The sequence below is a fragment of the Pseudomonas sp. L5B5 genome (assembly GCF_020520285.1).
In the GTDB taxonomy this organism is placed as follows: domain Bacteria; phylum Pseudomonadota; class Gammaproteobacteria; order Pseudomonadales; family Pseudomonadaceae; genus Aquipseudomonas.
Genome location: NZ_CP084742.1, coordinates 2,041,076 through 2,064,873, shown reverse-complemented (window position 1 = coordinate 2,064,873; position 23,798 = coordinate 2,041,076). Strand labels below are relative to the sequence as shown.

The following is a 23,798-nucleotide window of genomic DNA, read 5'->3' as shown; positions in this document are numbered from 1 at the left end:
GATGAAGTTGCTTATTACAGGCGCGACAGGTTACATCGGTCAACGACTGAGTTTGTTAGCAGCAGCGAATGGGTACGAAGTCATTTGCGCCACACGCCAGCCTTGCCCCGCTACCTATACTTGGCTGCAGTACGACCTGCTAGCGCCTCCTCCTGAATTTCCAGCCGGAGTGCAGGTGATTATTCATTTGGCTGCTGATACATCAACAGGCACTCATGCGAACTCAGACTCCGAGGTGGATGCTGCTAAAGCGCTAATAAATCGTGCAGAGCAGGCCGGCGCCAGATTCATTTTTATTTCTAGCCAAACTGCCGGGGCGATGGCGTTTAGTGACTACGGCCGGACAAAGTGGCGAATTGAGCAAGAGGTGCTTGCTGCCGGAGGCGTCGTCCTTCGTCCTGGGCAGGTCTATGGCGGCCCTGAACGGGGTTTGTTCGGACTGCTGACAGGACTGGTACGCCGAATGCCGTTTATTCCTCAGTTCATACCGGCACCTGGCGTGCAGCCCATTCATGTCGACGACCTTGTTGCCTCAATATTGACTATTGTCGAGCGGAAAGACATATGCTTCGAAACTTTTAAGCTGGGCGCGGTGCAACCAATTTCATTCGGAAGTTTCCTTTTGCTGATTGCCGAACATCGCGTTAGGGCCATTCGTCTACCAATCCCCGTGCCGGTGGCACTGCTCAAGTTGATTGCTGCAGTGCTCGGGCTGTCACTGAGTTCGAAAGTGGGGCTGGAGAGGGTTTTGTCTCTTGTCAATCTGCCACGTATGGATAGCGAGAAGTCTCTCAAAAAACTGGGTATCGAGTTACGTCCCCTCGCGTATGGCATGCACCGCTCAGGTCATGGACAACGTCGACAACGTCTTCAAGAGGGCGCAATACTCTTGGGCTACCTGCTTAAATCGCCGCCACGCATAAGTCTGGTCATTCGTTACGCGAAAGCGTTGGAGCGCGTAGGGGATACGTCGGCCCTCATCAACTCTCACCTGTTGTCACGTTGGCCAATATTGATGGCACTTCTCGACAATCGAAGTGTTTTGAAAGAGCCACGCGGTCAGGAACTATCCTGGCGGCTGCAGGTTGCACTCGGTATTGCTGAAGCAAGCCCACAGGGTGCGCAGGCGTTTCTTGGCACGCTGCAACGGCGTAACCCTGTCATCATAATAATTGCGCTGGGCTTGGCTTCAACCAAGGAGTTTGCGTGGCGAATATCGGCCCTGCTCTTGCGCCCTGTCGCTCGACAGCTATTTCTTGGAAGTGGAGCCAAGCGTGAAGCCTGAATTTGATGTGATCATTGTCGGTAGTGGGCCAGCTGGCACTTCCGCTGCGTATCCACTAGTCAAGGCTGGCCTGAAGGTACTAATGGTTGATGCCCAGCGTGATTCGGGCACGCTTGCAGCTCCGCATAGTTCGTTTCTCAGCAGTAGGGTAAGCGATGAGCTTCAGTGGAAATGGATGATAGGAGAAAACTTCCACGCACTGACTCAACTGGATGCAGTGTCACCGAAACTGAAGACTCCGACCCATGCCCATATTTTCGAAGGTTTCAGCGCGGGCAATCGTATCGAAGGTCACAACTTCATCGGAGTAGGATCATTAGCTACCGGTGGTTTGTCTAACTCCTGGGGTTGTGGTGTGGCTCGTCTTTCGGCGACTGACTTCCCTGGTTTGCCCATCGATTACGCCGAACTTAAAGCATCCTACGAAACGGTCTCTCTGCGAATGGGCATCAGCGGTCAGATAGATGATGATCTTTCAAGTTACTTTGGCCTCGATGAATGGTCGCAGCCGCCTTTACCGCTGGATAGGCTGCATCAACGATTGTTGGATCACTACGACCAATACCGAGGTGTGTTTCCAGGCTGGGGGTTCCGTCTTGGCCGTTCCAGGGTCGCAGTCCTTAGTCAGCCTCTTGACGATCGCCAAGCTTGCGATCTGTCAGGAAACTGCTTGTGGAAATGTCAGAATCAGGCGCTGTACAGCGCATCGCAAGAGCTTACGAAACTCAAGCAATATCCTGGATTTCAGCATGTCCAAAACTTTCTAGTGGAAGATTTGGTGAAGCAAGACGGTGCATGGGCGATTACGGAACGGCGCTCCTCCATGCGTTTCTCTGCCTCGCGGTTGCTGCTGGCGGCAGGAACTCTTGCTACGACTAGAATCACGCTCAAACACCTAAATTACACTGCTCCAGTCCCACTCTTATCATCGCCGACTGCCGCTTTCCTGCTATGGCTACCGAAAATGCTCGGTACCGCCAGGGTTCCTGCGTTTGGCCTGGGCCAGTTATCGTTTGCGCTTGAGCTGAATGCAAGTACTACGGCATTCGGTTCGACTTTCAATACTGTTGGTTTGCCGATGAGCGAGTTCGTCAGTAGGGTTCCGATGAGTAAACGCTATAGCATCGAACTTCTGAAAAATTTGCTTAGTTCCTGCCTGGTGGGGAATATCTTTCTTCCTGGCCATTTGTCCAATAACACCGCGATATTGAGGACTGATAGCTCATTGCGAATTAACGGCGATCTGCGCCCTGAGGCTCCGATGGTCATGAAGTCTGCAGAGATGAAACTGCGCCGTATCTATTGGAAAATGGGTGCGCTCTTGATGCCCATGAGTTTCACTGTTGGTAAACCGGGGGCGGATATCCACTATGCGGGGACCCTCCCGATGAGCTCTACGCCAAGGATCGGGCAGACTGATATCTTTGGTGAAGTAAAGGGGCTGCCTGGTGTACATGTGGTTGACGCTGCTTGCCTGCCTAAACTTACCGAGAAATCGCATACGCTGACAATCATGGCTAACGCAGACCGGATAGGCCGCTTACTTACCAGGTATTTCTGAGTTAACAGTCAAGGGGGCATTGATGTGTTTGGGCGAGTAAAGAGGCATATAGTGGTCTGTGATTTGTCGACCAGGCAGAAAAATCGGGGACTCTCCGTTTTGTGCGTTGCTTTCAGGGTTTAGAAATTCCCACAGGGACGCTCTACCTTAATATCGGATAAGTAAACAACCCAAGATGCAGCAAATTCAGCCCAAAATGCGCAGCCACCGCGGCCCTCAACCCCCCAAACCGATACGCTAGTCCATACCCGACGCCAGCAATAGTCGCCAGCAGCGTCCATTGCCACCCGGCTCCCAGGTGCACCAGGCCGAACAGCAGGGCCGATGTAAGCAGGGCTAGGTTGTCACCGTAAGGCAGGTGTTTCAGCCGTCGGCTCAGGCCGCCCTGGATGTAGCCACGAAACAGTGCCTCTTCTACGAGGGTCACCAGCAGCAGGTTGTTCAGTACCCATAGCCAGGCCTGGTCCGGCCACTTGGGGGCCCAGGTGATGATGCCCAGCAGCAGCGCGCCACCCAGTGCGGTGATCGCGCACAAGGCAAGGGCCAGGGCGCAGGCATAGATCGACAGGCGCAGCGGGCGGCGGTAGACGATCCATGGGCAGACCAGCAATAGCCAGAAGCCGATCAGTGGTTTGTCCTGGTTCAGGTACAGGGAAAACGGCACCGCGTCATCGGTGAGGCGCTGGGGGTCGATGGCGCGGCCATTGTAGAAGCCGGGCAGCCAGTGCATGGCCAGAGCCAGGGCGATAATCACGAACAGGCCGTGCCCCAGGTATTGGCCGATGGGGCTGCGTTGCTGGCGCACGGCGAAGCCGGCACAGACCAGCAACAAGATTGGGAGCGTGGCTAGCAACCCCAGCTGCCCGTAGCTCAGGGCCAGTGCGTAGCCAATGGAAAGGAGTGTCAGGTATATCCAGGGTAAAACGGGCATGCAGTGTCCTTTGAGGGGGATATTGCTCGGGAACATAGGGCGCCTATCACTAGGCTGCGGTGCAACATTGTAGCGGTCACCCTTCTCGACAAAAAATGAAAATACCGCCGGGTGGTGCTCGTCCGATACGGTGAAGATTGTTGGTGGCTTGGGATTAGCCTCTTGGAGACGTTCAGGTTTGTCGGTGTGATGGTGAAAGACTGTGAGTGGTTTAAGATTGCTAAACGTATGGTCTGGATGGATTTTTAGGGACAGTCAGTTGTTGTGCTTTGCTCTGTTTGTGTTGTTGTCTTGAACTACCAGGTCTGATGAGTTCTTATTGTCCGGTGTAGATGGGTGTGTGTGGTGCAGTTTGTGCTAGTTGCAGGTGTAGGTGCTCTCGTCTTTCAGGCTAGTTCTGAGCAACAGTACGGTCCTGAAAGCAGTTCGCAGAGTTTTGCCGAATAGTTTTCCCTGCCAGATGTTCTTGCCGGGCCGGATAGGAGTCGGGAGGCCATTCGTGAGCTTGATGCCTCGCCGCAGGTGTCGAGTCGATTATCCGCGAGGCTGGACGTGTTTCTCGCGAGCGCAAGGAGGCCCGTGTGTCGTCAATCGTGATGCCCGCAGTGTCGGCGTTGAGCGCGGTGGGCTGGTATCAGTGTGGGCCTTTCGCGTTATTTTTTGTTTTAATGGCAAAATGCTTACGTAGTTCGTTTAAAAGAGAATGTGATGGCCTTCTTCCCCTGTTTCCTGTCTGCCGTGTTTGTGGTACGCAACCAGTCAGCTGGTATCGAAAAAATCCTGTCTGAAGCTGCCGCGGTTATCGCTGGCATTGTCGCTGATTATGAATTGATCGTAGTAGATAACGCGTCGGAAGATGACAGCGTTCGAGTGCTGAAGCGGCTGACCAGCGAGAGCGGACTGGCCAACTTGCAAGTTTATGCTCTGACCAAGGAAGTGGATGCGGATACGGCTTCGTGGGTTGGATTGGAAAATGCGCTGGGTGACTTTGTCGTGGTTGTCGATCCGTTGGTCGATGACATCGGCTTTATTCCCCAGATGCTCGACCAGGCTGTCAGCGGTGCCGATGTGGTGTTCGCCAACAATGCGCAAAAAGCCACGCAAAGCCTGGCTTATCGCTGGGCCAACGTGGTGTTCCACAGCCTCTACAATCGTTTCAATGGTGTTCACCTGGCCAAGGAAGCGCCGCAGTACCGGATCCTCAGCAAGCGGGTGATCAACTTCATCTTGCAGCACCCTCAGCCCGCAGTGACCTATCGGCACTTGCCCGCTACAGGTGGGTTCGCTCGTGCATACCTGAACTACAGCTCTACACCCCAGGCATCACAGCCCAAACGGTTGTGGGAAAGTATCGACCGTGGCATGCGCTTGCTGGTCTCGACCACGCGTGCTCCGATGCGGTTAGTGACGGCGCTCTCCTTGTTTGGTGCGGTTTCCAACCTGGTCTATTGCGTTTACGTCATTGCCGTTGGCATTTTAAAGACCAATGTTGCGCCGGGCTGGATCAGCTTTTCCCTGCAGCAGTCAGGCATGTTCTTCCTGATTTCATTAGTTCTGCTGGTTTTGGGCGAATACATCTTGAACATGGCCAGCCTGACGAATGAAGGGCCGCTCTATCATGTGGGGCAAGAGTTCACCAGCGCTCGAATGACACGCCTTGAAAAGTTGAACATCGAAGAGGTCGTGTCAGATCTCGGGGATACCAAAACTCCGAATTCCGAACGTATATCCTGATGCCTGACTACGATCCAGACCCACTCTGCCAAGATGCGGTGGTCATTGGTGGTGGCTTCTATGGTGCGGCCATCGCTGTATATCTGGCTGGGCAGCGTGGACTTAAGCGAGTCGTGCTGGTTGAACAAGAATCGGCGCTGATGACGCGTGCCTCTTATAACAACCAGGCCCGTGTGCATAACGGATATCACTATCCTCGCAGCTTTACGACGGCTTATCGGAGCCGGGTAAACCTGCCGAAGTTTGTGCGTGATTGGCCTCTGGCGATAAAGCAGGACTTTACCAAGCTCTATGCTATTGCCCGGCGAAACTCGAAGGTTACCGCGAGGCAGTTCGAGCGCTTTTGCCGTGATATAGGTGCGAGTATCCAGCCCGCAGACCCGGGGCTGAAAGCCTTGTTTGAGCCTCGCTTGATCGAGGATGTGTATCGGGTCGAGGAGTACGCATTCGACACGGCGCAACTGTCGAGCTGGGCTGCACGCGAATTGCAGGACAGTTGCGTGCAGATCCGCTACCAGACCCGCGTCACCTCGATTCTCAAGGGCGCACAGGCGCCGTTGCAGGTCGTGATGCAAACCAGCCAAGGTCACCAGGACGTCATCGCGTGCCGCTATGTGTTCAATTGTACCTATAGCGGCCTCAACCAGATGGCGGGCGACTTCCCGGGAGTGAGTGCCGGCCTGAAGCAAGAGATCACGGAAATGGCACTGATGCAGTTGCCTGCCTCGCTCAGTGACCTGGGAATCACCGTAATGGATGGCCCGTTCTTCTCGATGATGCCTTTCCCAGCACGTGGGCTGCACACCTTGTCCCATGTGCGTTATACGCCGCACCTGCACTGGAATGATCAACAGGAAATCAATCCATACCAAAGGCTGGATCGTTACGAACGAGATACCCGGGTAGACCGGATGCTTCGTGATGTCGGGCGTTATATTCCCGAGGTATTGAAGGCCAAGTACATTGACTCGCTGTTTGAGGTTAAAACCGTCCTGCTAAAGAACGAAAGTGACGACGGACGTCCAATACTATTCGAGAGACACCTGGAGTTGCCTGGCTGCTACTCGGTTCTCGGCGGAAAAATTGACAATATTTACGATGTTCTTGAAACGCTCGAAGCTGAAAAGTTCTTCGGTAGCGACAATCAAGGCAAGTGCTGATCTGGAGCGGTAGATGGCTAATTCACTTATTGGTTTCTCTGGTTATGTGGGGAGCACCCTGCTCAAGCAGCAAAGTTTCACAGCGCTTTATCGCTCCACCAACATCGGTGAGATTGATCATCAGGTTTTTGACACGGTGGTCTGTGCCGGTGCTCCGGCGCAAAAATGGATTGCCAATCGTGAGCCGCAAGCGGATCTCGAAAAGATCCAGGCCCTGATTGCTCACCTCAAGACTATTCAATGCAAGACATTCATCCTGATCAGCACCGTGGATGTTTTCAAGAATCCCCAGGGCGTTGACGAAGACACTCCCGTTGACGAATCGGGCCTGCATCCCTATGGCTTGCATCGTCGTTTGCTTGAGAGCTTTGTCGAAAGTCATTTCCCTAACTACCTGATCATTCGCTTGCCAGGATTGGTAGGCCCCGGATTGCGGAAGAACGTCATCTTTGACTTTCTCAATGACAATAATCTTCAAGCGGTCGAGAGCCGAGGAGTGTTCCAGTTCTATCCGATGGTCAACCTCTGGCATGACACTCAAATAGCACTCGATGCCGGCTTGAGGCTGGTTCACTTTACTGCCCAGCCGGTCAGTGTCGAAGCTATCTCCCAGTATGGGTTCGGCAAGCCTTTCATCAATGAGTTGGCCAACCCTGTTGCTAGCTATGATTTCCAGACAAAACACGCCGAGGTGTTTGGTGTCTCGGGTCGGTACCAATACAGCGCGCGCGAGACCATTCTGGCGGTCAGAGCCTATGCGCAATCCGAACCTCTAATGGTCAAGACCAGTGAAGGAGCGAACTCGTGAGATTGGCAATTTCCAACATTGCCTGGGATATCGAGGAGGACGAGTCCGTTGCTGCACTGATGCGGCGCTTTGCTGTGGATGCGGTCGATATTGCACCGGGCAAGTATTTTCCGGAACCGGCCCGGGCCACGCATGAGGATATTTCCCGGGTCAAGGCCTGGTGGGCCGAGCGCGGCATTGAAATCACCGGTATGCAGGCATTGCTGTTTGGCACCACGGGACTGAATGTCTTCGGTCCGGTTGAGAGCCAGTCGGCCATGCTTGAGCATCTTCGGGCTGTCTGCCGTATCGGCGCTGGCCTGGGAGCTACCCGGATAGTATTTGGTTCACCGAGGAACCGTGATCGTACCGGGCTGAATGACCAGGAAGCCCTGGATATCGCGATTCCGTTTTTCCAGAAACTGGGGGATATCGCCCAGGCAGCTGGTGTGACGATCTGTCTTGAACCCAACCCTGAGTGCTATGGCGCCAACTTCATGACCACTAGCCCACAGACCGCCCAGGTGGTCGAGCACGTTGCGCATCCGGCCATCCGGATGCAGCTGGATACGGGGGCACTTGCCATCAATCGGGAAGACCCTCGGCGAATCCTGCAGGACCACGGCGCGTTGATCGGTCATGTGCATGCCAGTGAGCCGGACCTGTTGCCTTTGGGGGACGGCACTACCGAGCATGAAAGAATGGCAGCCGCGCTGTTGCAGTACCTGCCGACTCATGTGGTTTGCATTGAAATGGTGGCGACCAGGAACGAGCCGCATCTGGTCTCGATCGAGCGCGCGCTTGAGGTGGCGACCCGCAACTACCGCAGGACGGCTCTTGAGGTGAGTGAATGAGCATGAAATGGCTGATCCTCATTCTTGGCATTCTCTCCAATGCTTCTGCCAGTGTGCTGGTGAAGATGGCAATGATGCCTCCGCGCAAGTTTCCCTCTCTCAGCGATCCCATGGCGGCGTTGAGCAATTGGCCATTCTGGTTGGGGCTTGGGTTGTATGGCGCGGCCTTTCTGTTATACGCCGCTGCCTTGGCGCGCCTGCCGTTGAACGTGGCACACCCTGTGCTGACATCGGGCGCGATAGCAACCGTCGCGTTGTTCTCAGTGTTTTTCTTTCGCGAATCCTTCCACTGGACTACAGGGGCGGGAATCGTATTGGTAATTGCCGGTGTCGGGCTGATTACAGCTCGAGTGGCTTGATGGTAAGCATGATGACTTCTCTTGATATTTCCCCGGTTGGCCGCGAGATGTGGCAAGTACCTTCGTTCGATACACGTCTCTGGCTTGGTCGTCAGCACCCCTGGTGCGTTGTGATTCCCGTCATCAACGAGGGTGAAAGGATCAAGAGCCTGTTGGCCAGGATGGCCGCACTCAAGATCGACCAAATTGCCGACATCATCATTGTCGATGGCGGCACCACGGATGGCTCCTTGGCGTTGCCTGAATTGCAACGGGTCGGGGTTCGGGGATTGCTGCTCAAGACCGCACCTGGAAAGCTCAGCGCCCAGTTGCGTTGTGCTTATGCCTTTGCCCTCGATCAGGGGTATGAAGGAATCGTCACCATCGACGGTAATGACAAGGATGACCCCGAGGCGATCCCGCGTTTCATCGATGCACTGAAGGAGGGGGTCGACTTCGTCCAGGCTTCGCGTTTTCTGGAAGGAGGCGTGGCGGAAAATACGCCCAAGTCACGAGACTTCGCGATTCGTTTCATCCATGCGCCGATGCTCAGTCTCTTTTCCGGTTTCAAGTGGACCGATACAACCCAGGGATTTCGTGCCTACAGTCGCAAAATGCTGGTTGACCCGGTCATGGCCCCGTTCCGTGATGCCTTCGCGACCTACGAACTGCTGGCCTATCTTTCGTATCGAGCACCCAAGCTGGGTTATCGCTGCCTGGAGTTGGCTACGGTCCGACGTTACCCCAAGGGGGAGGTGCCTACGAAGATCAGCGCGGTAAAGGGCAACCTTCTGGTGCTGGGCGTTTTGTTCAAGGCTTGCTTCGGGAGCTACAACAAAGGCTGAGGTTCCTGGGATCAAGCCTGGCATGCCTGAAGCGGTACATCCGATCACTCGGATGTACCGCTTCAGGGGGCTAGCAGGAACGCATCAGGCCGCGATCAGTTGCCTCAGCACATAGTGCAGGATCCCGCCGGACTTGAAGTATTCCACCTCATTCAAGGTGTCGATGCGGCACAGTACTTCGATCTGTTCGCGACTGCCGTCCTCGCGGGTGATCACCAGTTGCAGGCTCATCCGCGGAGTCAGTTGCGTGTTGCTGAGCCCGAGGATATCCAGGGTCTCCCGGCCGGTGAGCTTGAGGCTCTTGCGGTTCTGTTCGGCCTTGAACTGCAGCGGCAGCACGCCCATGCCCACCAGGTTGGAGCGGTGGATACGTTCGAAGCTCTCGGCGATCACCGCCTTGACCCCCAGCAGGTTGGTGCCCTTGGCCGCCCAGTCGCGGCTGGAGCCGGTGCCGTATTCCTGCCCTGCAATCACCACCAATGGCGTGCCCGTGGTCTGGTACTTCATGGCCGCGTCGTAGATCGCCATTTTCTCGCCGGTGGGGATGTACAGCGTATTGCCACCTTCCTCGCCGCCAAGCATTTCGTTGCGAATGCGGATGTTGGCGAAGGTGCCGCGCATCATCACTTCGTGGTTGCCGCGCCGCGAGCCGTAGGAGTTGAAGTCCCGGGGTTCCACGCCCTTGTCCCGCAAGTAGCGCCCGGCGGGGCTGTCGGCCTTGATGTTGCCGGCGGGAGAGATGTGGTCGGTGGTCACCGAATCCCCCAGCAGCGCCAGCACCCGGGCGCCATTGACGTCCTTGACCTCGGGCAGGGCGCCGGCGATGTCATCGAAGAAGGGGGGGTGCTGGATGTAGGTGGAGTCATCCTGCCAGACATAGGTAGCGGCCTGGGGCACCTCGATGGCCTGCCACTGGGCATCGCCGGCAAACACTTCGGCGTATTCCTTGTGGAACATCCGGGTGTTGACCTGGGCGACGGCGTCGGCGATTTCCTGGCTGCTGGGCCAGATGTCCTTCAGGTACACCGGCTGGCCATCTTTGCCCTGGCCCAGGGGCTCACGGCTGAGGTCGATGCGCACCGTGCCGGCCAGGGCATAGGCCACCACCAGGGGCGGCGAGGCCAGCCAGTTGGTCTTCACCAGCGGATGCACCCGGCCTTCGAAGTTGCGGTTGCCGGAGAGCACCGAGGCCACCGTCAGGTCGGAACCCTGGATGGCCTTCTCGATCGGCTCCAGCAGCGGTCCGGAGTTGCCGATGCAGGTGGTGCAGCCGTAACCCACCAGGTCGAAGCCCAGTTGGTCGAGGTAAGGGGTCAGTCCGGCAGCCTGGTAGTAGTCGGTCACCACCTTGGAGCCGGGCGCCAGGGAGCTCTTGACCCAGGGCTTGCGTTGCAGGCCCTTTTCCAGCGCCTTCTTGGCCACCAGCCCGGCCGCCATCATCACGCTGGGGTTGGAAGTGTTGGTGCAGGAGGTGATGGCTGCGATCACCACCGCGCCGTTTTTCAGGCGATAGGTCTGACCGTCGTGCTGGTAGTCGGTCTCGCCGATCAGATCGGCGTTACCCACGGCTACACCACCGCCACCTTCGCTTTCCAGGCGGCCTTCTTCCTTGCTGGTGGGTTTGAACTGCAGGTCCACAAAGTCGGTGAAGGCCTGGGGCACGTTGGGCAGCGCCACTCGGTCCTGAGGGCGCTTGGGGCCGGCGAGGCTGGCCTCCACGGTGCCCATGTCCAGTGCCAGGCTGTCGCTGAACACCGGCTCCTTGCCTGGCAGGCGCCACAGGCCCTGGGCCTTGCTGTAGGTTTCCACCAGCTTCACCAATTCGGCAGGGCGACCTGAAAGGCGCAGGTAGTCCAGGGTGATGTCATCCACCGGGAAGAAACCGCAGGTGGCACCATATTCAGGGGCCATGTTGGCGATGGTGGCGCGGTCCGCCAGGGGCAGGTCGGCCAGGCCGTCACCGTAGAACTCGACGAATTTACCGACCACGCCTTTTTTGCGCAGCATCTGGGTCACCGTCAGCACCAGGTCGGTGGCGGTGATGCCTTCCTTGAGCTTGCCGGTGAGCTTGAAGCCGATGACTTCGGGAATCAGCATCGACACGGGCTGGCCGAGCATCGCCGCCTCGGCCTCGATCCCGCCCACGCCCCAGCCCAGTACGCCCAGGCCGTTGATCATGGTGGTGTGGGAGTCGGTGCCCACCAGGGTGTCGGGGAAGGCATAGGTGCGGCCGTCCTCGTCCTTGGTCCATACCGTGCGCCCCAGGTACTCCAGGTTGACCTGGTGGCAGATGCCGGTGCCCGGTGGTACCACGCTGAAGTTGTCGAAGGCGCTCTGGCCCCACCGCAGGAAGGCATAGCGCTCGCCGTTGCGTTGCATCTCGATGTCGACGTTCTGCTCGAAGGCGCTGCTGCTGGCGAACTTGTCCACCATCACCGAGTGGTCGATCACCAGGTCCACCGGCGACAGCGGGTTGATCCGCTGCGGATCGCCGCCAGCCTTGGCCATGGCCGCACGCATGGCAGCCAGGTCGACCACGGCGGGGACGCCAGTGAAGTCCTGCATCAGCACCCGTGCCGGGCGGTACTGGATCTCGCGGTCGGAACGGCGTTCCTTGAGCCAGGCGGCGAGGGCCTTGAGATCGTCGCTGGTGACGGTCTCGTTGTCCTCCCAGCGCAGCAGGTTTTCCAGCAGGACCTTGAGCGACATCGGCAGGGCATCGATATCGCCCAGGCTCCTGGCGGCGTCCGGCAGGCTGAAATAGTGATAGGTCTTGTCGTCTATGTTCAGGGTCTTGAGGGTTTTCAGGCTATCGAGGGATGGCATTGAATGACTCCTTCTGGCTCGCACGGCTACGGGCCTGTGATACGGACAGAGCGTTAACCTAGCTCTGTTTGGGTCTTATCGCTAATCACTGGACTCCAGGGTTCAGTCCAAGGTTCCTAACTCGGTTATCATGCGCCGTTTTTCGTGACAGGCTTTGCGTGTGCTCCGTTTCTGTTGATCCAGGGCACTTTCGGGCAGGTTTGCGCATCGATTCATCGCCAGTTGCCCAGGAGATTCCATGAACACCCTGTTTATCCACTGCCGTCCCGGTTTCGAGGGCGAGGTCTGCTCGGAGATCGCTGACCACGCCGCGCGGCTGAATGTCGCCGGTTATGCCAAGGCCAAGCCCGGCACCGCCTGTGCGCAGTTCATCTGCACCGAGGATGACGGTACTCGACGCCTGATGCAGGGGCTGCGGTTTCCCGAACTGATTTTCCCCCGGCAGTGGGCGCGGGGCAGCTTCGTCGAACTGCCGGAAACCGACCGCATCAGCGTGATCCTGGGCCACCTGGCCGACTTCCCTCAGTGCGGCAGCTTGTGGCTTGAGGTGGTGGATACCAACGACGGCAAGGAACTGTCGAACTTCTGCAAGAAGTTCGAGGGGCCATTGCGCAAGGCTCTCGTGGGCGCCGGCAAGCTGGTGGAGGACGCTGGCAAGCCGCGTCTGTTGCTGACCTTCATGAGTGGCCGCGAAGTCTTCGTCGGCCTGGCCGATGCCGGCAACTCGGCGATGTGGCCCATGGGCATTCCACGGTTGAAATTCCCCCGGGAAGCGCCCAGTCGTTCGACCCTGAAGCTGGAAGAAGCCTGGCATCACTTCATTCCCCGGGAGCAGTGGGACGAGCGCTTGCACAGCGACATGACCGGGGTTGACCTGGGCGCTGCGCCGGGTGGCTGGACCTGGCAGCTGGTCAACCGCGGCATGCTGGTGACTGCGGTCGACAACGGGCCGATGGCCGAGAGCCTGATGGACACCGGCCTGGTCCAGCACTTGATGGCCGACGGGTTCACCTACAAGCCACGACAGCCGGTGGACTGGATGGTCTGCGACATCGTCGAGAAGCCGGCGCGCAACGCGGCCCTGCTGGAGACCTGGATTGGCGAGGGCCATTGTCGCGAGGCGGTGGTCAACCTGAAGCTGCCGATGAAACAGCGTTATGCCGAGGTCAAGCGCCTGCTGGAGCGGATCGAAGAGGGCTTCAAGGCCCGGGGCATTCGTGTGGCCATCGGCTGCAAGCAGCTCTATCACGATCGCGAGGAAGTGACGTGCCACCTGCGGCGCCTGGACGTGAAGCCTGCCCGTTCGCGCTGAGTCCCTCGCCACGTGCCCGGCATTGCGCGACAATGCCGGCCAGTTTCAGGAGTGAACCATGAGTCAAATCATCGATACGCCGGTAGACGGCACCCTCGACGCCACCGGCCTCAATTGCCCCGAGCCGGTGATGATGCTGCACCAGCATATCCGCGACCTGCCGCCAGGCGGCCTGCTGAAGGTGATCGCGACCGACCCGTCCACCCGCCGCGATATTCCCAAGTTCTGTGTGTTTCTCGATCACGAACTGGTCGCGCAGCAGGAAGAGGCCGGCACTTACCTCTACTGGATCCGCAAGAAGCTCGATTAACCTGCCGGGCGGCTGATACGAATCTGCTTGCGTGCGCTGCCTACCAGACGGATCGACAGCATCAGCGCGGCGCAGCTCAAGCCGACGATCAGGCCTTCCCATAGCCCACTCGGGCCCCGGGCTGTACCGAACCATTCGGTCAGCCCCAGGGCGTAACCCACCGGCAAGCCGATGCCCCAATACGCGAACAGGGTCAGGATCATCGTCACCCGGGTGTCCTGGTAGCCGCGCAGGGCGCCGGCGGCGGTCACCTGGATGCCATCGGAGAACTGGAACAGCGCGGCATACACGATCAGCATCGATGCCACCTGGATCACCAGCGGGTCGGTGGTGTAGATCGAGGCGATGGGTTCGCGCAGGAAGAACATCAGGCTCGCCGACAGGCAGGCGTAACCCAGTGCGGTGGCCATGCCGACGCCGGCGCTGAAACGGGCGTCGCGCGGCTCCTGGCGCCCCAGGGACTGGCCGACCCGTACGGTCACTGCCATGGCCAGGGAGTAGGGGATCATGAACATCAGGGCGCTGATGTTGAGGGCGATCTGGTGCCCGGCCACCACCGTGGCGCCCAGGCTGCCGATGAGCAGGGCGATCACCGCGAAGATGCTCGACTCGGCGAACACGGCGATGCCGATGGGCAGGCCGATGCTCAGCAAGCGCCCGATCGGCGTCCATTGCGGCCAGTCGAAGCGGCTGAACAGCTGGATCTTGCGATAGGCCGGTGCCCAGCGAATCCAGCCGGCCATGCCTAGCATCATGGCCCACATCACGATGGCCGTGGCCCAGCCGCAACCGACGCCGCCCATGGCCGGCACGCCGAAGTGGCCATAGATGAAGATGTAGTTGATGGGAATGTTCAGGGCCAGGCCACAGAGGCCGATGACCATGCTGGGCACCGTGCGGCCCAGGCCATCGCTCAAGCAGCGCAGCACGTAATACAGCGCCACCGCCGGCAGGCCGCTGGCGATGCCGTGCAAGTAGCCCATGCAGGGCTGGATCAGCTGCGGATCGACCTTCATCAGGTGCAGCACGGGCTCGGCGCTGATCAGTATCAGCATGGCCGCGATCCCGGCCACCACGGCCAGCCACAGTGCCTGGCGTACCAGGGGGCCGATCTCCTCGAGCTTGTCGGCCCCGAAGCGCTGGGCGACCTTGGGGGTGGTGGCCAGCAGGGTGCCCGTCATCAGCAGGAACACCGGGATCCAGATCGAGTTGCCCAGGGCCACGGCTGCCAGGTCGCGGGGGCCGACCCGCCCGGCCATCACCGCGTCGACAAAACCCATGGCGGTGGTCGCCACCTGGGCGATCATGATGGGCAAGGCCAGTTTCAGCAGGTCTTTCAGCTCGCGGCCGACCCGGGCGGGGCGGCTGGTGGATAGGGTTGCAGCGGAGTCGGTCACGGAATTCACGGGGCGAAGCGTCCATAGGTGTGTTGCGCAGGACGCGACAGTCTACGCGTTGCCGCGGTGGCCTGGAAAAGTCCCGTGTTGCGCATTTGTAATACCTGGCGGCCGATCCGCTACCGCCTGCAAGCCGTGCTGGTCCACGGGGGCATCTGGGCCTAAACTGCGGCTCCCCAAGAGGAGCCTGCCATGCTGATTGTCGCCGACGAAAACATTCCCCTGATCGATGAGTTCTTTGCCGGGTTCGGCGAGGTCCGGCGCTTTGCGGGGCGCGCCATCGACCGGGAAAGCGTGGCACAGGCCGATGTATTGCTGGTGCGCTCGGTGACCCAGGTCGACCGGGCTCTGCTCGAGGGCAGTCCGGTGCGTTTTGTCGGCACCTGTACCATCGGCACCGACCACCTGGACCTGGACTACTTCCAGCAGGCCGGCATCACCTGGTCCAGTGCTCCGGGCTGCAATGCCCGCGGGGTGGTGGACTATGTACTGGGCAGCCTGCTGACCCTGGCCGAGATCGAGGGTGTGGACCTGGCTCGGCGCTGCTACGGCGTGGTCGGGGCAGGAGAGGTTGGTGGCCGGCTGATCGAGGTGTTGCGTGGCCTGGGCTGGGAAGTGCTGGTCTGTGATCCCCAGCGCCAGGCGTCGGAGGGCGGCGATTACGTCAGCCTGGAACAGTTGATCGAGCGCTGCGATGTCATCAGCCTGCACACCCCGCTGACCCGGCATGGCGAGCACCGCACCTGGCACCTGCTGGACCGCCAGCGTCTGGAGCAGATGCGCCAGGGCGCCTGGCTGATCAATGCGGCCCGCGGCCCGGTGGTGGACAACCGTGCCCTGCGCGAAGTGCTGTTGCAACGCGAAGACCTGCAAGCCGTGTTGGACGTCTGGGAAGAAGAGCCCACGGTGGACGCTGCCCTGGCGGACTTGTGCGTACTGGCCACGCCGCATATTGCCGGTTACAGCCTGGATGGCAAGCAGCGCGGTACGGCGCAGATCTACCAGGCGTTCTGCCGGCATTTCGATCACGCCGAGCAGGTTCGCCTGGAAACGTTGCTACCAGCGCCCTGGGTGTCGCAGGTCAGCCTGAATGCCGAGGCCGACCCGGCCTGGGCCCTGGCGACACTCTGCCGGGCGGTGTACGACCCGCGCCGGGATGATGCGGATTTTCGCCGGAGCCTGTCGCAGGACGTGGCACAGCAGCGCAGTGCCTTCGACGGTTTGCGCAAGCACTACCCGTTGCGGCGCGAGATCGATGGCCTGCAGGTACGGATCCAGGGCGAATCGGCGGCCTTGAGCAGGATTGTCCGGGCATTGGGGGCCGTGCTGGCCTGAATCGAGCCGGGCGGGCATAAAAAACCCGGCCACCAGGCCGGGTCAAGAGGACGTGAGGCTATGTGTCAATCTTGCCGAGCAGGCTTGACCAGTCGCTTTTCCAGTTCGCGGCAGGCGTTCTGGATCATGTCTTCAGTAATAGGTACTTCGCGGCCCTGGGCGTCGATGATGGCACACCCCAGAGACTGGTTGGGCTGGGTACGGATCACTTGAATCTTGTCATTGCTGCTGTGTTGCAAGGACATGGCCTGTCTCCTCATCAGGTTGTGTGCTTACTTTAGAATGACCGGGTGACCAGGCTGTTACAGACCACCGCCTGGGCAGGTCCGGCAGCTTCACTCCACCAGAAATCCCTGGACAGTGCCAGCCACGGATTAGACCGATAATCTCTAGGCCCTAGCGTCACCGATCATAATCAACCTGACTCATTGCGATTTACCAAAGTTCCAGCGAATTCATCTCGTTGCCGGCGCTGCAGCGGATCGGTAGCTGGCGCGTCAATGAATGGATCAACGACATGCTCACTTCTCGTTATCGCCAGGCCTTGCGTCTGGCCAGTCGCTTTATCGCACCCTATCGCTGGCAGGTACTGGGCGCGTTGTTGGCCCTGATAGTCACGGCAGGCATCACCTTGTCGATGGGCCAGGGCATCCGCCTGCTGGTGGACCAGGGCTTCATGACCCAGTCTCCGCATCTGTTGAACCAGTCCATTGGCTTGTTCCTGCTGCTGGTGCTGGCGCTGGCGGTGGGCACCTTCGTGCGCTTCTACCTGGTGTCGTGGATCGGCGAGCGTTGTGTAGCGGACATCCGGCGCCAGGTGTTCAGCCACCTGATCTATCTGCATCCGGGTTTCTACGAGAACAATCGCAGTTCGGAAATCCAGTCGCGGCTGACCGCGGACACGACCTTGCTGCAGTCGGTGATCGGCTCGTCCCTGTCGTTGTTCCTGCGCAATGCGCTGATGGTCCTGGGCGGCATCGTCCTGTTGTTCGTCACCAACCCCAAGCTCACCAGTATCGTGGTTATCGCGCTGCCGCTGGTGCTGGTGCCGATCCTGTTCTTCGGTCGCCGGGTGCGCAGCCTGTCGCGCCTGAGTCAGGATCGGGTCGCCGATGTCGGCAGCTACGTGGCCGAAACCCTCGGCCAGATCAAGACCGTCCAGGCCTACAATCACCAGTCCCAGGACGAGCAACGGTTCGCGGTGACGGTGGAGCAGGCGTTCGATACGGCGCGCCAGCGCATTGTCCAGCGAGCCTGGCTGATCACCCTGGTGATCGTGCTGGTGCTGGGGGCGGTGGGGGTGATGCTCTGGGTCGGTGGGATGGACGTGATCGCCGGGCGGATTTCCGGGGGTGAGCTGGCGGCCTTCGTGTTCTACAGCCTGATCGTTGGCAGCGCCTTCGGCACCTTGAGCGAGGTGATCGGCGAGTTGCAGCGGGCAGCGGGGGCGGCGGAGCGGATTGCCGAGCTGCTGCGGGCGGAGAACCTGATCCTGGCGCCTGGGCGTGGGCTGGTGAGCCTGCCGGCCCGGGTGCAGGGCGAATTGGAATTGGACGGCTTGCGGTTTTCCTACCCGTCGCGGCCTGATCGCTATGCCCTGGATGGCCTGTCGTTGAGTATCCGCGCCGGCGAGACCCTGGCGCTGGTGGGGCCTTCGGGGGCTGGCAAGTCCACGCTGTATGACCTGCTGCTGCGTTTCTACGATCCGCAGCAAGGGCAGATCCTGCTGGACGGCGTGCCGCTGACGAGTCTCGATCCGCTGGATCTGCGGCGCTGCTTCGCCTTGGTGTCGCAGAGCCCGGCGCTGTTCTTCGGCAGCATCGAGGAGAACCTGCGCTATGGCAATCCGGCTGCGACCCTGGCGCAAGTCCAGGAAGCGGCGAGGATTGCCTACGCCCATGAATTCATCGAGCAGATGCCCCAGGGGTACCAGACTCACCTGGGGGATGGAGGGCAGGGGCTCTCCGGTGGCCAGCGCCAGCGCCTGGCGATTGCCCGGGCGCTGCTGGTGGATGCACCGATCCTGCTGCTGGACGAGGCGACCAGCGCCCTGGATGCGCAAAGTGAACACCTGATCCAGCAAGCCTTGCCAAGCCTGATGAAGGACCGTACCACCCTGGTGATCGCCCATCGCCTGGCCACGGTGAAAAACGCCGACCGGATTGCGGTCATGGATCAGGGGCAGTTGGTGGCACTGGGTACCCACCAGCAACTGATTGCCAGCAATCCCTTGTACGCGCGCCTGGCAGCCTTGCAGTTCAGCGATGGCTGACCCGCTCTGCGCCGCCTGTAGCTGCCTGTAGCCGCTGCCGAGCTTGCGAGGCTGCGCACGAGGACGTAGTCCTCGCCAATGTAGCGAGAGCCTTAAGCCCGCTTCGCGCCCGGTTGCAGGCTCGGTAGCGACTAAAGGTGAGGGTGTGTCGTTGAGAGATACGAAAAAGCCCGCAGCGATGCGGGCTTTTTGGGCGATCGACGATCAGAGGTCGTCGAAGTAACGCTCGTGCCAGTCCACCAGCGGCTGCGGTGAATTGAGTTTCTGGCCGTAGATCACCGAGTAGGACAGTACGTTCTGCACGTACTGGCGGGTCTCGTCGAAGGGGATGCTTTCCACCCACACGTCGAAGCTCAGGTGGTCGGCGCCCTTGAGCCATTGGCGTACGCGGCCGGGGCCGGCGTTGTAGGCCGCTGAAGCCAGCACCCGGTTGCCGTTGAACTGGCTGTGGACCTGGCTCAGGTAGGCTGCGCCCAGTTGGATGTTCTTGTCCGGATCCAGTACCTGTTGAGGCGAGGCCAGGGGGATGCTGAACTTGCGTGCGGTTTCCTTCGCGGTACCGGGCATCAGTTGCATCAGGCCGCTGGCGCCGACGCCGGAGCGGGCATCGTCCATGAACGCGCTTTCCTGGCGGGTGATGGCAAATACCCAGCTGGAATGCAGGCCACGAACCTTGGCCTCGCGCACCAGGGTGTCGCGGTGGGCCATCGGGAAGCGGATGTCCAGGTCGTCCCAGTACTGGGCCTGGCTGATGGTGCGGATGGCCGGGAAATACCACTTGAGGTCATAGGCCAGTCTTGCCTGGGCAACCATCTCGTCGCGGCTGAAGTGCCGGCTGACGTGGTACCACTCGCGGCGGCCGTCGACAATCTGCCCACGGGCATGGAACTCCAGGGCGCGACGCACACCGGGGGTGTTGCGCACCTTGTTGATGAGCGCCTGGCTGAGCATCAATGGCTGGTTGTTCAGTTGGTAAGGTGCCTTGGCGTGATCGGCGGCAAGGAAGCCATAGAAGTCCCGTTCCCGGGCCAGGCCTTTGAACAGTGCCTGGGCCTGGGGGTTCTTCGGTTCCGCCAGTTCCAGGCTGCGCGCCTGCCAGTAGCGCCAGCGGTTGGTGTTCGCCAGTTCCTGGGGCAGCTTGCGTGTCAACTGGTAGGCGTCTTCCCAGCGCGCCAGGCGCAGCAGCAGGCGCAGGCGCCATTCGGACACGGTGTTGTCCCGCAGTTCCGGATCGTATTTGGTCATCACGTCCAGGGCGCGGCTGTCGAAGCGGCGCGCCAGCGTCAAGCCGATCTCGCGGGCAATGGCCACCTTTTCGTCACGGGAGAAGTGCATGCTGCTGGCATAACCGTCGAGCAGGGCCATGGCCTTGTCCGGGTCCTGGCGAGCCAGGCGCCGCAGGCCGAGGCCGACCACATCGGACATGGCTTCATTGGCCGGCTGGAAGCGCGAAGGCTGGCTCAGCAGTTCGGGTTTCTGTGCGACGTCCACCAGCAACCGGCCTTGAGGCGCCAGGGTGGTCATGCTGTTGACCAGGCTATTGGCCAGGGCGTAGTTGCGGGCCTCGGCCGCCAGCTTGGCCCGTTGCCAGCGTTTCTGTTCGGTCAATTGGCCTTCGGCGGCCCATTGGCCGAACAGGCCGTCACAGGCCGCGGGTTGTGACTTACCGCTCAGCCAGAGCTTTTCGGCCGTGGCATAGCCCTCGGCCTTGAGGTTGTGGCCCAGCTGGTACTGGCCGTTGAGGCAGTCGAGTTCGGTGAAATTGAGTTTCGGGTCGTAGTACTTGTTGAAGGTTGCCCAGTCCCCGCGTTCGGCCAGCCAGCGCAACCAGCGCAGCTTCATCCAGTTGGCCTGGGGCAGGTCGCCGTGTTCGGCGAGGAATTTCTCTATCTCGGCGTTGCTGGCGGTCTTGAGGCGGGCGGTGAGTTCGTCGTAGGCCAGATAAGGCTCGAGTGGATAGTCACGCAGTGCGTCGGCATAACGGAAGTAGGGGCCGGAATCGCCCTTGGCCAGCGCGCGCTTGGCTTCGTCGTAGTACTGGCGTTGCAGGGCCAGGTCTGCCGCCTGGGCGGACTGGACGGCAGTGGCGGAAAGAAGCAGGCAGGATAAAAGACTGAAAAGGCGACTGCGCATGAGACATCCGGGCAGAAAAATCATGACAAGTGCCGACAGGGCCAACACTGATTGTCCACTAGCTTAGCCTTTTGCCAGCAACCGGTGAAAGCTTTGCCGGTCCGCTGGTATCAGTTGGCAACAAATGTTGCACCAGCGTGGCCGACGGTGAAATAGCCGGCCTTCTAGGGGCGCAACTCAGGTAGAATGCGCGCCCGGTTTTTGGAGAAGAACATGACCCTGCTCAAATTCAGCGATGTGTCCCTTGCTTTCGGCGCGATGCCGTTGCTGGACAAGGTGTCCTGGCAGATCGCTCGTGGCGAGCGGGTGTGCATCATCGGTCGTAACGGTACTGGCAAGTCCAGCATGATGAAGCTGGTCAAGGGTGATCAGAAGCCTGACGACGGTTCCATATGGCGCGCACCTGGCCTGAAGATCGGCGAGCTGCCGCAGGAATTGCCGGTGGCCGACGAGCGGACAGTGTTCGACGTGGTCGCCCAGGGCCTGGCGGGGGTTGGCGAGTTGCTGGCCCAGTATCACCACCTGAGCCAGAACATCGTCACCGATGCGGACCTGGAAAAGCTCATGCACGTCCAGCACGACCTCGAAGCTCGTGATGGCTGGCGTTTGCAACAGTTGGTGGACAGCACCCTGAGCCGCCTGCAATTGCCTGCCGACAAGACCCTGGCCGAGCTGTCCGGTGGCTGGCGTCGCCGCGTCCTGCTGGCCCAGGCCCTGGTCGCCGAACCTGACCTGTTGCTGCTCGACGAGCCGACCAACCACCTGGATATCGGGGCGATTGCCTGGCTCGAAGAGGCCCTGAAGGATTTCCCCGGCGCGGTACTGTTCATCACCCACGACCGCTCGTTCCTGCAGAACCTGGCCACTCGCATCCTTGAGCTGGATCGTGGCGGCCTGATTGATTGGAATGGCGACTACGCCAGTTTCCTGGTGCACAAGGAAGCGGCGTTGGCGGCGGAAGAGACCGCCAATGCCTTGTTCGACAAGCGCCTGGCCCAGGAAGAAGTCTGGATTCGCCAGGGCATCAAGGCCCGTCGGACCCGCAACGAGGGTCGGGTACGAGCGCTCAAGGCGCTGCGCGTGGAGCGCGGCGAACGTCGCGAGCGGACCGGCAAGGCCAATATCCAGCTGGAATCCGCGGACAAGTCCGGCAAGCAGGTAATGGTGCTGGAGAATGTCAGCTTCGCCCACCCCGAGGGTCCGTTCCTGGTCAAGGATTTCTCCATGGTCCTGCAGCGCGGCGATCGTATCGGCCTGTTGGGGGCCAACGGTACTGGCAAGACCACCTTGCTCAAGCTGATGCTCGGTGGCCTGGTGCCCAGCAGCGGAACGGTGGAGGAGGGCACACGAATCGAAGTGGCCTACTTCGACCAGTTGCGCCACCAGCTGGACCTGGAAAAGACCGTGATCGACAACGTCGCCGAAGGTCGTGACTTCATCGAGATCGATGGCCAGAGCCGCCACGTACTTAGCTACCTGGGCGATTTCCTGTTCAGCCCGCAGCGGGCCCGGACGCCGGTCAAGGCGCTGTCGGGTGGTGAGCGTGCGCGCCTGCTGCTGGCCAAGCTGTTCAGCAAGCCGGCCAACCTGCTGGTGCTGGACGAACCGACCAACGACCTGGACGTGGAAACTCTCGAGCTGCTCGAGGAAGTGCTGTCGAACTACCAGGGCACAGTGTTGATGGTCAGTCACGACCGGGCCTTCCTTGATAACGTGGTCACCAGCACCCTGGTGTTCGAAGGCGCGGGACGCGTGCGTGAGTATGTCGGTGGGTATGAAGACTGGATCCGCCAGGGCGGATCGCCACGGCTGCTGGGCGTGACCGAGAACAAGTCTGGCAAGGCCGAGCTGAATTCTGCCGTAGTACCGCCGGTGCAGGCCCAGGCGCCGGTAGCGGATGCAGCGGCCCCGGCTGCGAAGAAGAAGCTCAGCTACAAGCTGCAACGTGAACTCGAAGCCCTGCCTGGGCTGATCGAGGCTCAGGAGCAGCAGATCGCCGCCGTCGAGGCAGAAATGGCCGATGCGGGTTTCTATCAGCGTCCTGTGGCGGAAACTGCAGCGGTGATTGCTCAGCTGGAGCAACTGAACGCCGAGCTGGACCAGATGGTTGAGCGCTGGGCGGAGCTGGATGCCTGAGTGACGACTGCCTGATGCAAAAAAAGCCCGACTCCAGAGTCGGGCTTTTTGTCGGGGCTGCTGTTCCTGAGCCCGGTAGCCGCAGGGCTCAGCGCTTGGCCAGGTGTACCGCCAGCACATCGCAAGGAGCGCCGTGCAGCACATCGTTGGCGGTGGAGCCGAGGAGCAGGGCCAGGCCATGGCGGCCATGACTGCCGACCACGATCAGGTCGCATGCCTGTTCCTTGGCCAGGTGGTGGATCTCCTGGCGTGGCTGGCCGTAGGTCAGGTGGCTGTATTCCTTGGTCAGCTCCGGGTACTTGTTGATCAGCCGATCGAGACGCTCCCTGGCCTGGTCGAACTGTTGTTGTTGCAGTTGCGAGAGATCCATCGGGACGTCACCGCCGAAAGCCATGGCCATGGGCTCGACAATATGCACCAGGGACAGCTTGGCCCCATTGCTCACCGACAGCTCGCGAGCACGATGGATAACGGGATCGCACTCTTCGGTTAGATCTACGGCGACCAGAATATGGTGGTAGGGCATGAGGCGCTCCTCCTGAGGATTGCAATAGCTTCAAGTATGGCTGGTTTCAAGCGGGT

General features: G+C 60.0%; 19 protein-coding genes. 13 read left to right on the top strand and 6 right to left on the bottom strand.

All coding sequences use genetic code 11. From position 1 onward, the window contains the following. Position 1: 1 nt before the first annotated feature. Positions 2–1,285: an NAD-dependent epimerase/dehydratase family protein gene (locus LGQ10_RS09280; RefSeq protein ID WP_226525372.1), complete on the top strand. Its 1,284-nt coding sequence runs from the start codon at positions 2–4 to the stop codon at positions 1,283–1,285. After that, positions 1,275–2,846, top strand: a complete 1,572-nt coding sequence (locus tag LGQ10_RS09275) for a GMC oxidoreductase (RefSeq protein WP_226525371.1) — start codon at positions 1,275–1,277, stop codon at positions 2,844–2,846. The genes LGQ10_RS09280 and LGQ10_RS09275 overlap by 11 nt, the downstream gene beginning before the upstream one ends. Positions 2,847–2,988: 142 nt before the next feature. On the opposite strand, the gene LGQ10_RS09270 is transcribed toward LGQ10_RS09275, so the two are convergent. After that, the gene (locus LGQ10_RS09270; protein WP_226525370.1) at positions 2,989–3,777 is read right to left on the bottom strand and encodes a CPBP family intramembrane glutamic endopeptidase; all 789 of its coding nucleotides are present in this window, start codon (positions 3,775–3,777) and stop codon (positions 2,989–2,991) included. A 708-nt stretch (positions 3,778–4,485) separates the two neighbouring features. Between LGQ10_RS09270 and LGQ10_RS09265 the strand changes: the two genes are divergently transcribed. From LGQ10_RS09265 to LGQ10_RS09240, 6 genes are read left to right on the top strand one after another with little or no spacing between them, the layout of a single operon-like run. Next, positions 4,486–5,511 carry a glycosyltransferase gene (locus LGQ10_RS09265; RefSeq protein WP_226525369.1) on the top strand — a complete coding sequence of 342 codons (1,026 nt, stop codon included), beginning with the start codon at positions 4,486–4,488 and terminating at the stop codon, positions 5,509–5,511. After that, on the top strand, positions 5,511–6,671 hold the full coding sequence (locus LGQ10_RS09260; RefSeq protein ID WP_226525368.1) for an NAD(P)/FAD-dependent oxidoreductase: 1,161 nt from the start codon (positions 5,511–5,513) through the stop codon (positions 6,669–6,671). Before LGQ10_RS09265 ends, LGQ10_RS09260 begins: the two co-directional genes overlap by 1 nt. A gap of 13 nt (positions 6,672–6,684) precedes the next feature. Further along, positions 6,685–7,479: a pyridine nucleotide transhydrogenase gene (locus LGQ10_RS09255; protein ID WP_226525367.1), complete on the top strand. Its 795-nt coding sequence runs from the start codon at positions 6,685–6,687 to the stop codon at positions 7,477–7,479. Continuing rightward, positions 7,476–8,312 (top strand): sugar phosphate isomerase/epimerase family protein, encoded by an 837-nt coding sequence (locus LGQ10_RS09250; RefSeq protein WP_226525366.1) that lies wholly within the window; start codon positions 7,476–7,478, stop codon positions 8,310–8,312. The genes LGQ10_RS09255 and LGQ10_RS09250 overlap by 4 nt, the downstream gene beginning before the upstream one ends. A gap of 2 nt (positions 8,313–8,314) precedes the next feature. After that, positions 8,315–8,671, top strand: a complete 357-nt coding sequence (locus LGQ10_RS09245; protein ID WP_226525365.1) for an EamA family transporter — start codon at positions 8,315–8,317, stop codon at positions 8,669–8,671. Next, positions 8,671–9,495, top strand: coding sequence for a glycosyltransferase family 2 protein (locus LGQ10_RS09240; RefSeq protein ID WP_413247594.1), 825 nt, complete (start codon positions 8,671–8,673; stop codon positions 9,493–9,495). The genes LGQ10_RS09245 and LGQ10_RS09240 overlap by 1 nt, the downstream gene beginning before the upstream one ends. An 84-nt stretch (positions 9,496–9,579) precedes the next feature. Here the strand turns inward: LGQ10_RS09240 and acnA are convergent, their stop codons facing one another. After that, entirely contained in the window at positions 9,580–12,321 is a 2,742-nt protein-coding gene (gene acnA, locus LGQ10_RS09235) for an aconitate hydratase AcnA (protein ID WP_226525363.1), read from the bottom strand. Positions 12,322–12,559: 238 nt separating this feature from the next. Between acnA and rlmM the strand changes: the two genes are divergently transcribed. Further along, the gene (gene rlmM / locus LGQ10_RS09230) at positions 12,560–13,633 is read left to right on the top strand and encodes a 23S rRNA (cytidine(2498)-2'-O)-methyltransferase RlmM (RefSeq protein WP_226525362.1); all 1,074 of its coding nucleotides are present in this window, start codon (positions 12,560–12,562) and stop codon (positions 13,631–13,633) included. 58 nt (positions 13,634–13,691) lie between these two features. Continuing rightward, on the top strand, positions 13,692–13,943 hold the full coding sequence (tusA, locus tag LGQ10_RS09225; RefSeq protein WP_011060251.1) for a sulfurtransferase TusA: 252 nt from the start codon (positions 13,692–13,694) through the stop codon (positions 13,941–13,943). Here the strand turns inward: tusA and LGQ10_RS09220 are convergent. Further along, positions 13,940–15,349: an MATE family efflux transporter gene (locus LGQ10_RS09220; RefSeq protein ID WP_058433475.1), complete on the bottom strand. Its 1,410-nt coding sequence runs from the start codon at positions 15,347–15,349 to the stop codon at positions 13,940–13,942. The two genes, tusA and LGQ10_RS09220, sit on opposite strands and share 4 nt — an antisense overlap. Before the next feature lie 183 nt (positions 15,350–15,532). On the opposite strand from LGQ10_RS09220, the gene pdxB reads away from it, so the two are divergent. Next, a complete protein-coding gene (gene pdxB / locus LGQ10_RS09215; protein ID WP_226525361.1) occupies positions 15,533–16,675 on the top strand; it encodes a 4-phosphoerythronate dehydrogenase PdxB in 1,143 nt (380 codons plus the stop codon). A 65-nt stretch (positions 16,676–16,740) separates the two neighbouring features. On the opposite strand, the gene LGQ10_RS09210 is transcribed toward pdxB, so the two are convergent. Then, a complete protein-coding gene (locus LGQ10_RS09210) occupies positions 16,741–16,920 on the bottom strand; it encodes a PA1571 family protein (protein WP_011060254.1) in 180 nt (59 codons plus the stop codon). 272 nt (positions 16,921–17,192) lie between these two features. On the opposite strand from LGQ10_RS09210, the gene LGQ10_RS09205 reads away from it, so the two are divergent. After that, on the top strand, positions 17,193–18,947 hold the full coding sequence (locus LGQ10_RS09205) for an ABC transporter transmembrane domain-containing protein (protein ID WP_413247593.1): 1,755 nt from the start codon (positions 17,193–17,195) through the stop codon (positions 18,945–18,947). Between the two features lie 204 nt (positions 18,948–19,151). Here LGQ10_RS09205 and LGQ10_RS09200 read toward each other — a convergent pair whose 3' ends face one another. After that, positions 19,152–21,080, bottom strand: coding sequence for a transglycosylase SLT domain-containing protein (locus LGQ10_RS09200; protein ID WP_226525360.1), 1,929 nt, complete (start codon positions 21,078–21,080; stop codon positions 19,152–19,154). A 213-nt stretch (positions 21,081–21,293) separates the two neighbouring features. Here LGQ10_RS09200 and LGQ10_RS09195 point away from each other — a divergent pair, with 213 nt between their 5' ends. Continuing rightward, a complete protein-coding gene (locus LGQ10_RS09195; protein WP_226525359.1) occupies positions 21,294–23,216 on the top strand; it encodes an ATP-binding cassette domain-containing protein in 1,923 nt (640 codons plus the stop codon). An 88-nt stretch (positions 23,217–23,304) separates the two neighbouring features. Here the strand turns inward: LGQ10_RS09195 and LGQ10_RS09190 are convergent, their stop codons facing one another. Further along, a complete protein-coding gene (locus LGQ10_RS09190; RefSeq protein WP_226525358.1) occupies positions 23,305–23,742 on the bottom strand; it encodes a universal stress protein in 438 nt (145 codons plus the stop codon). Between the last annotated feature and the right edge of the window lie 56 nt (positions 23,743–23,798).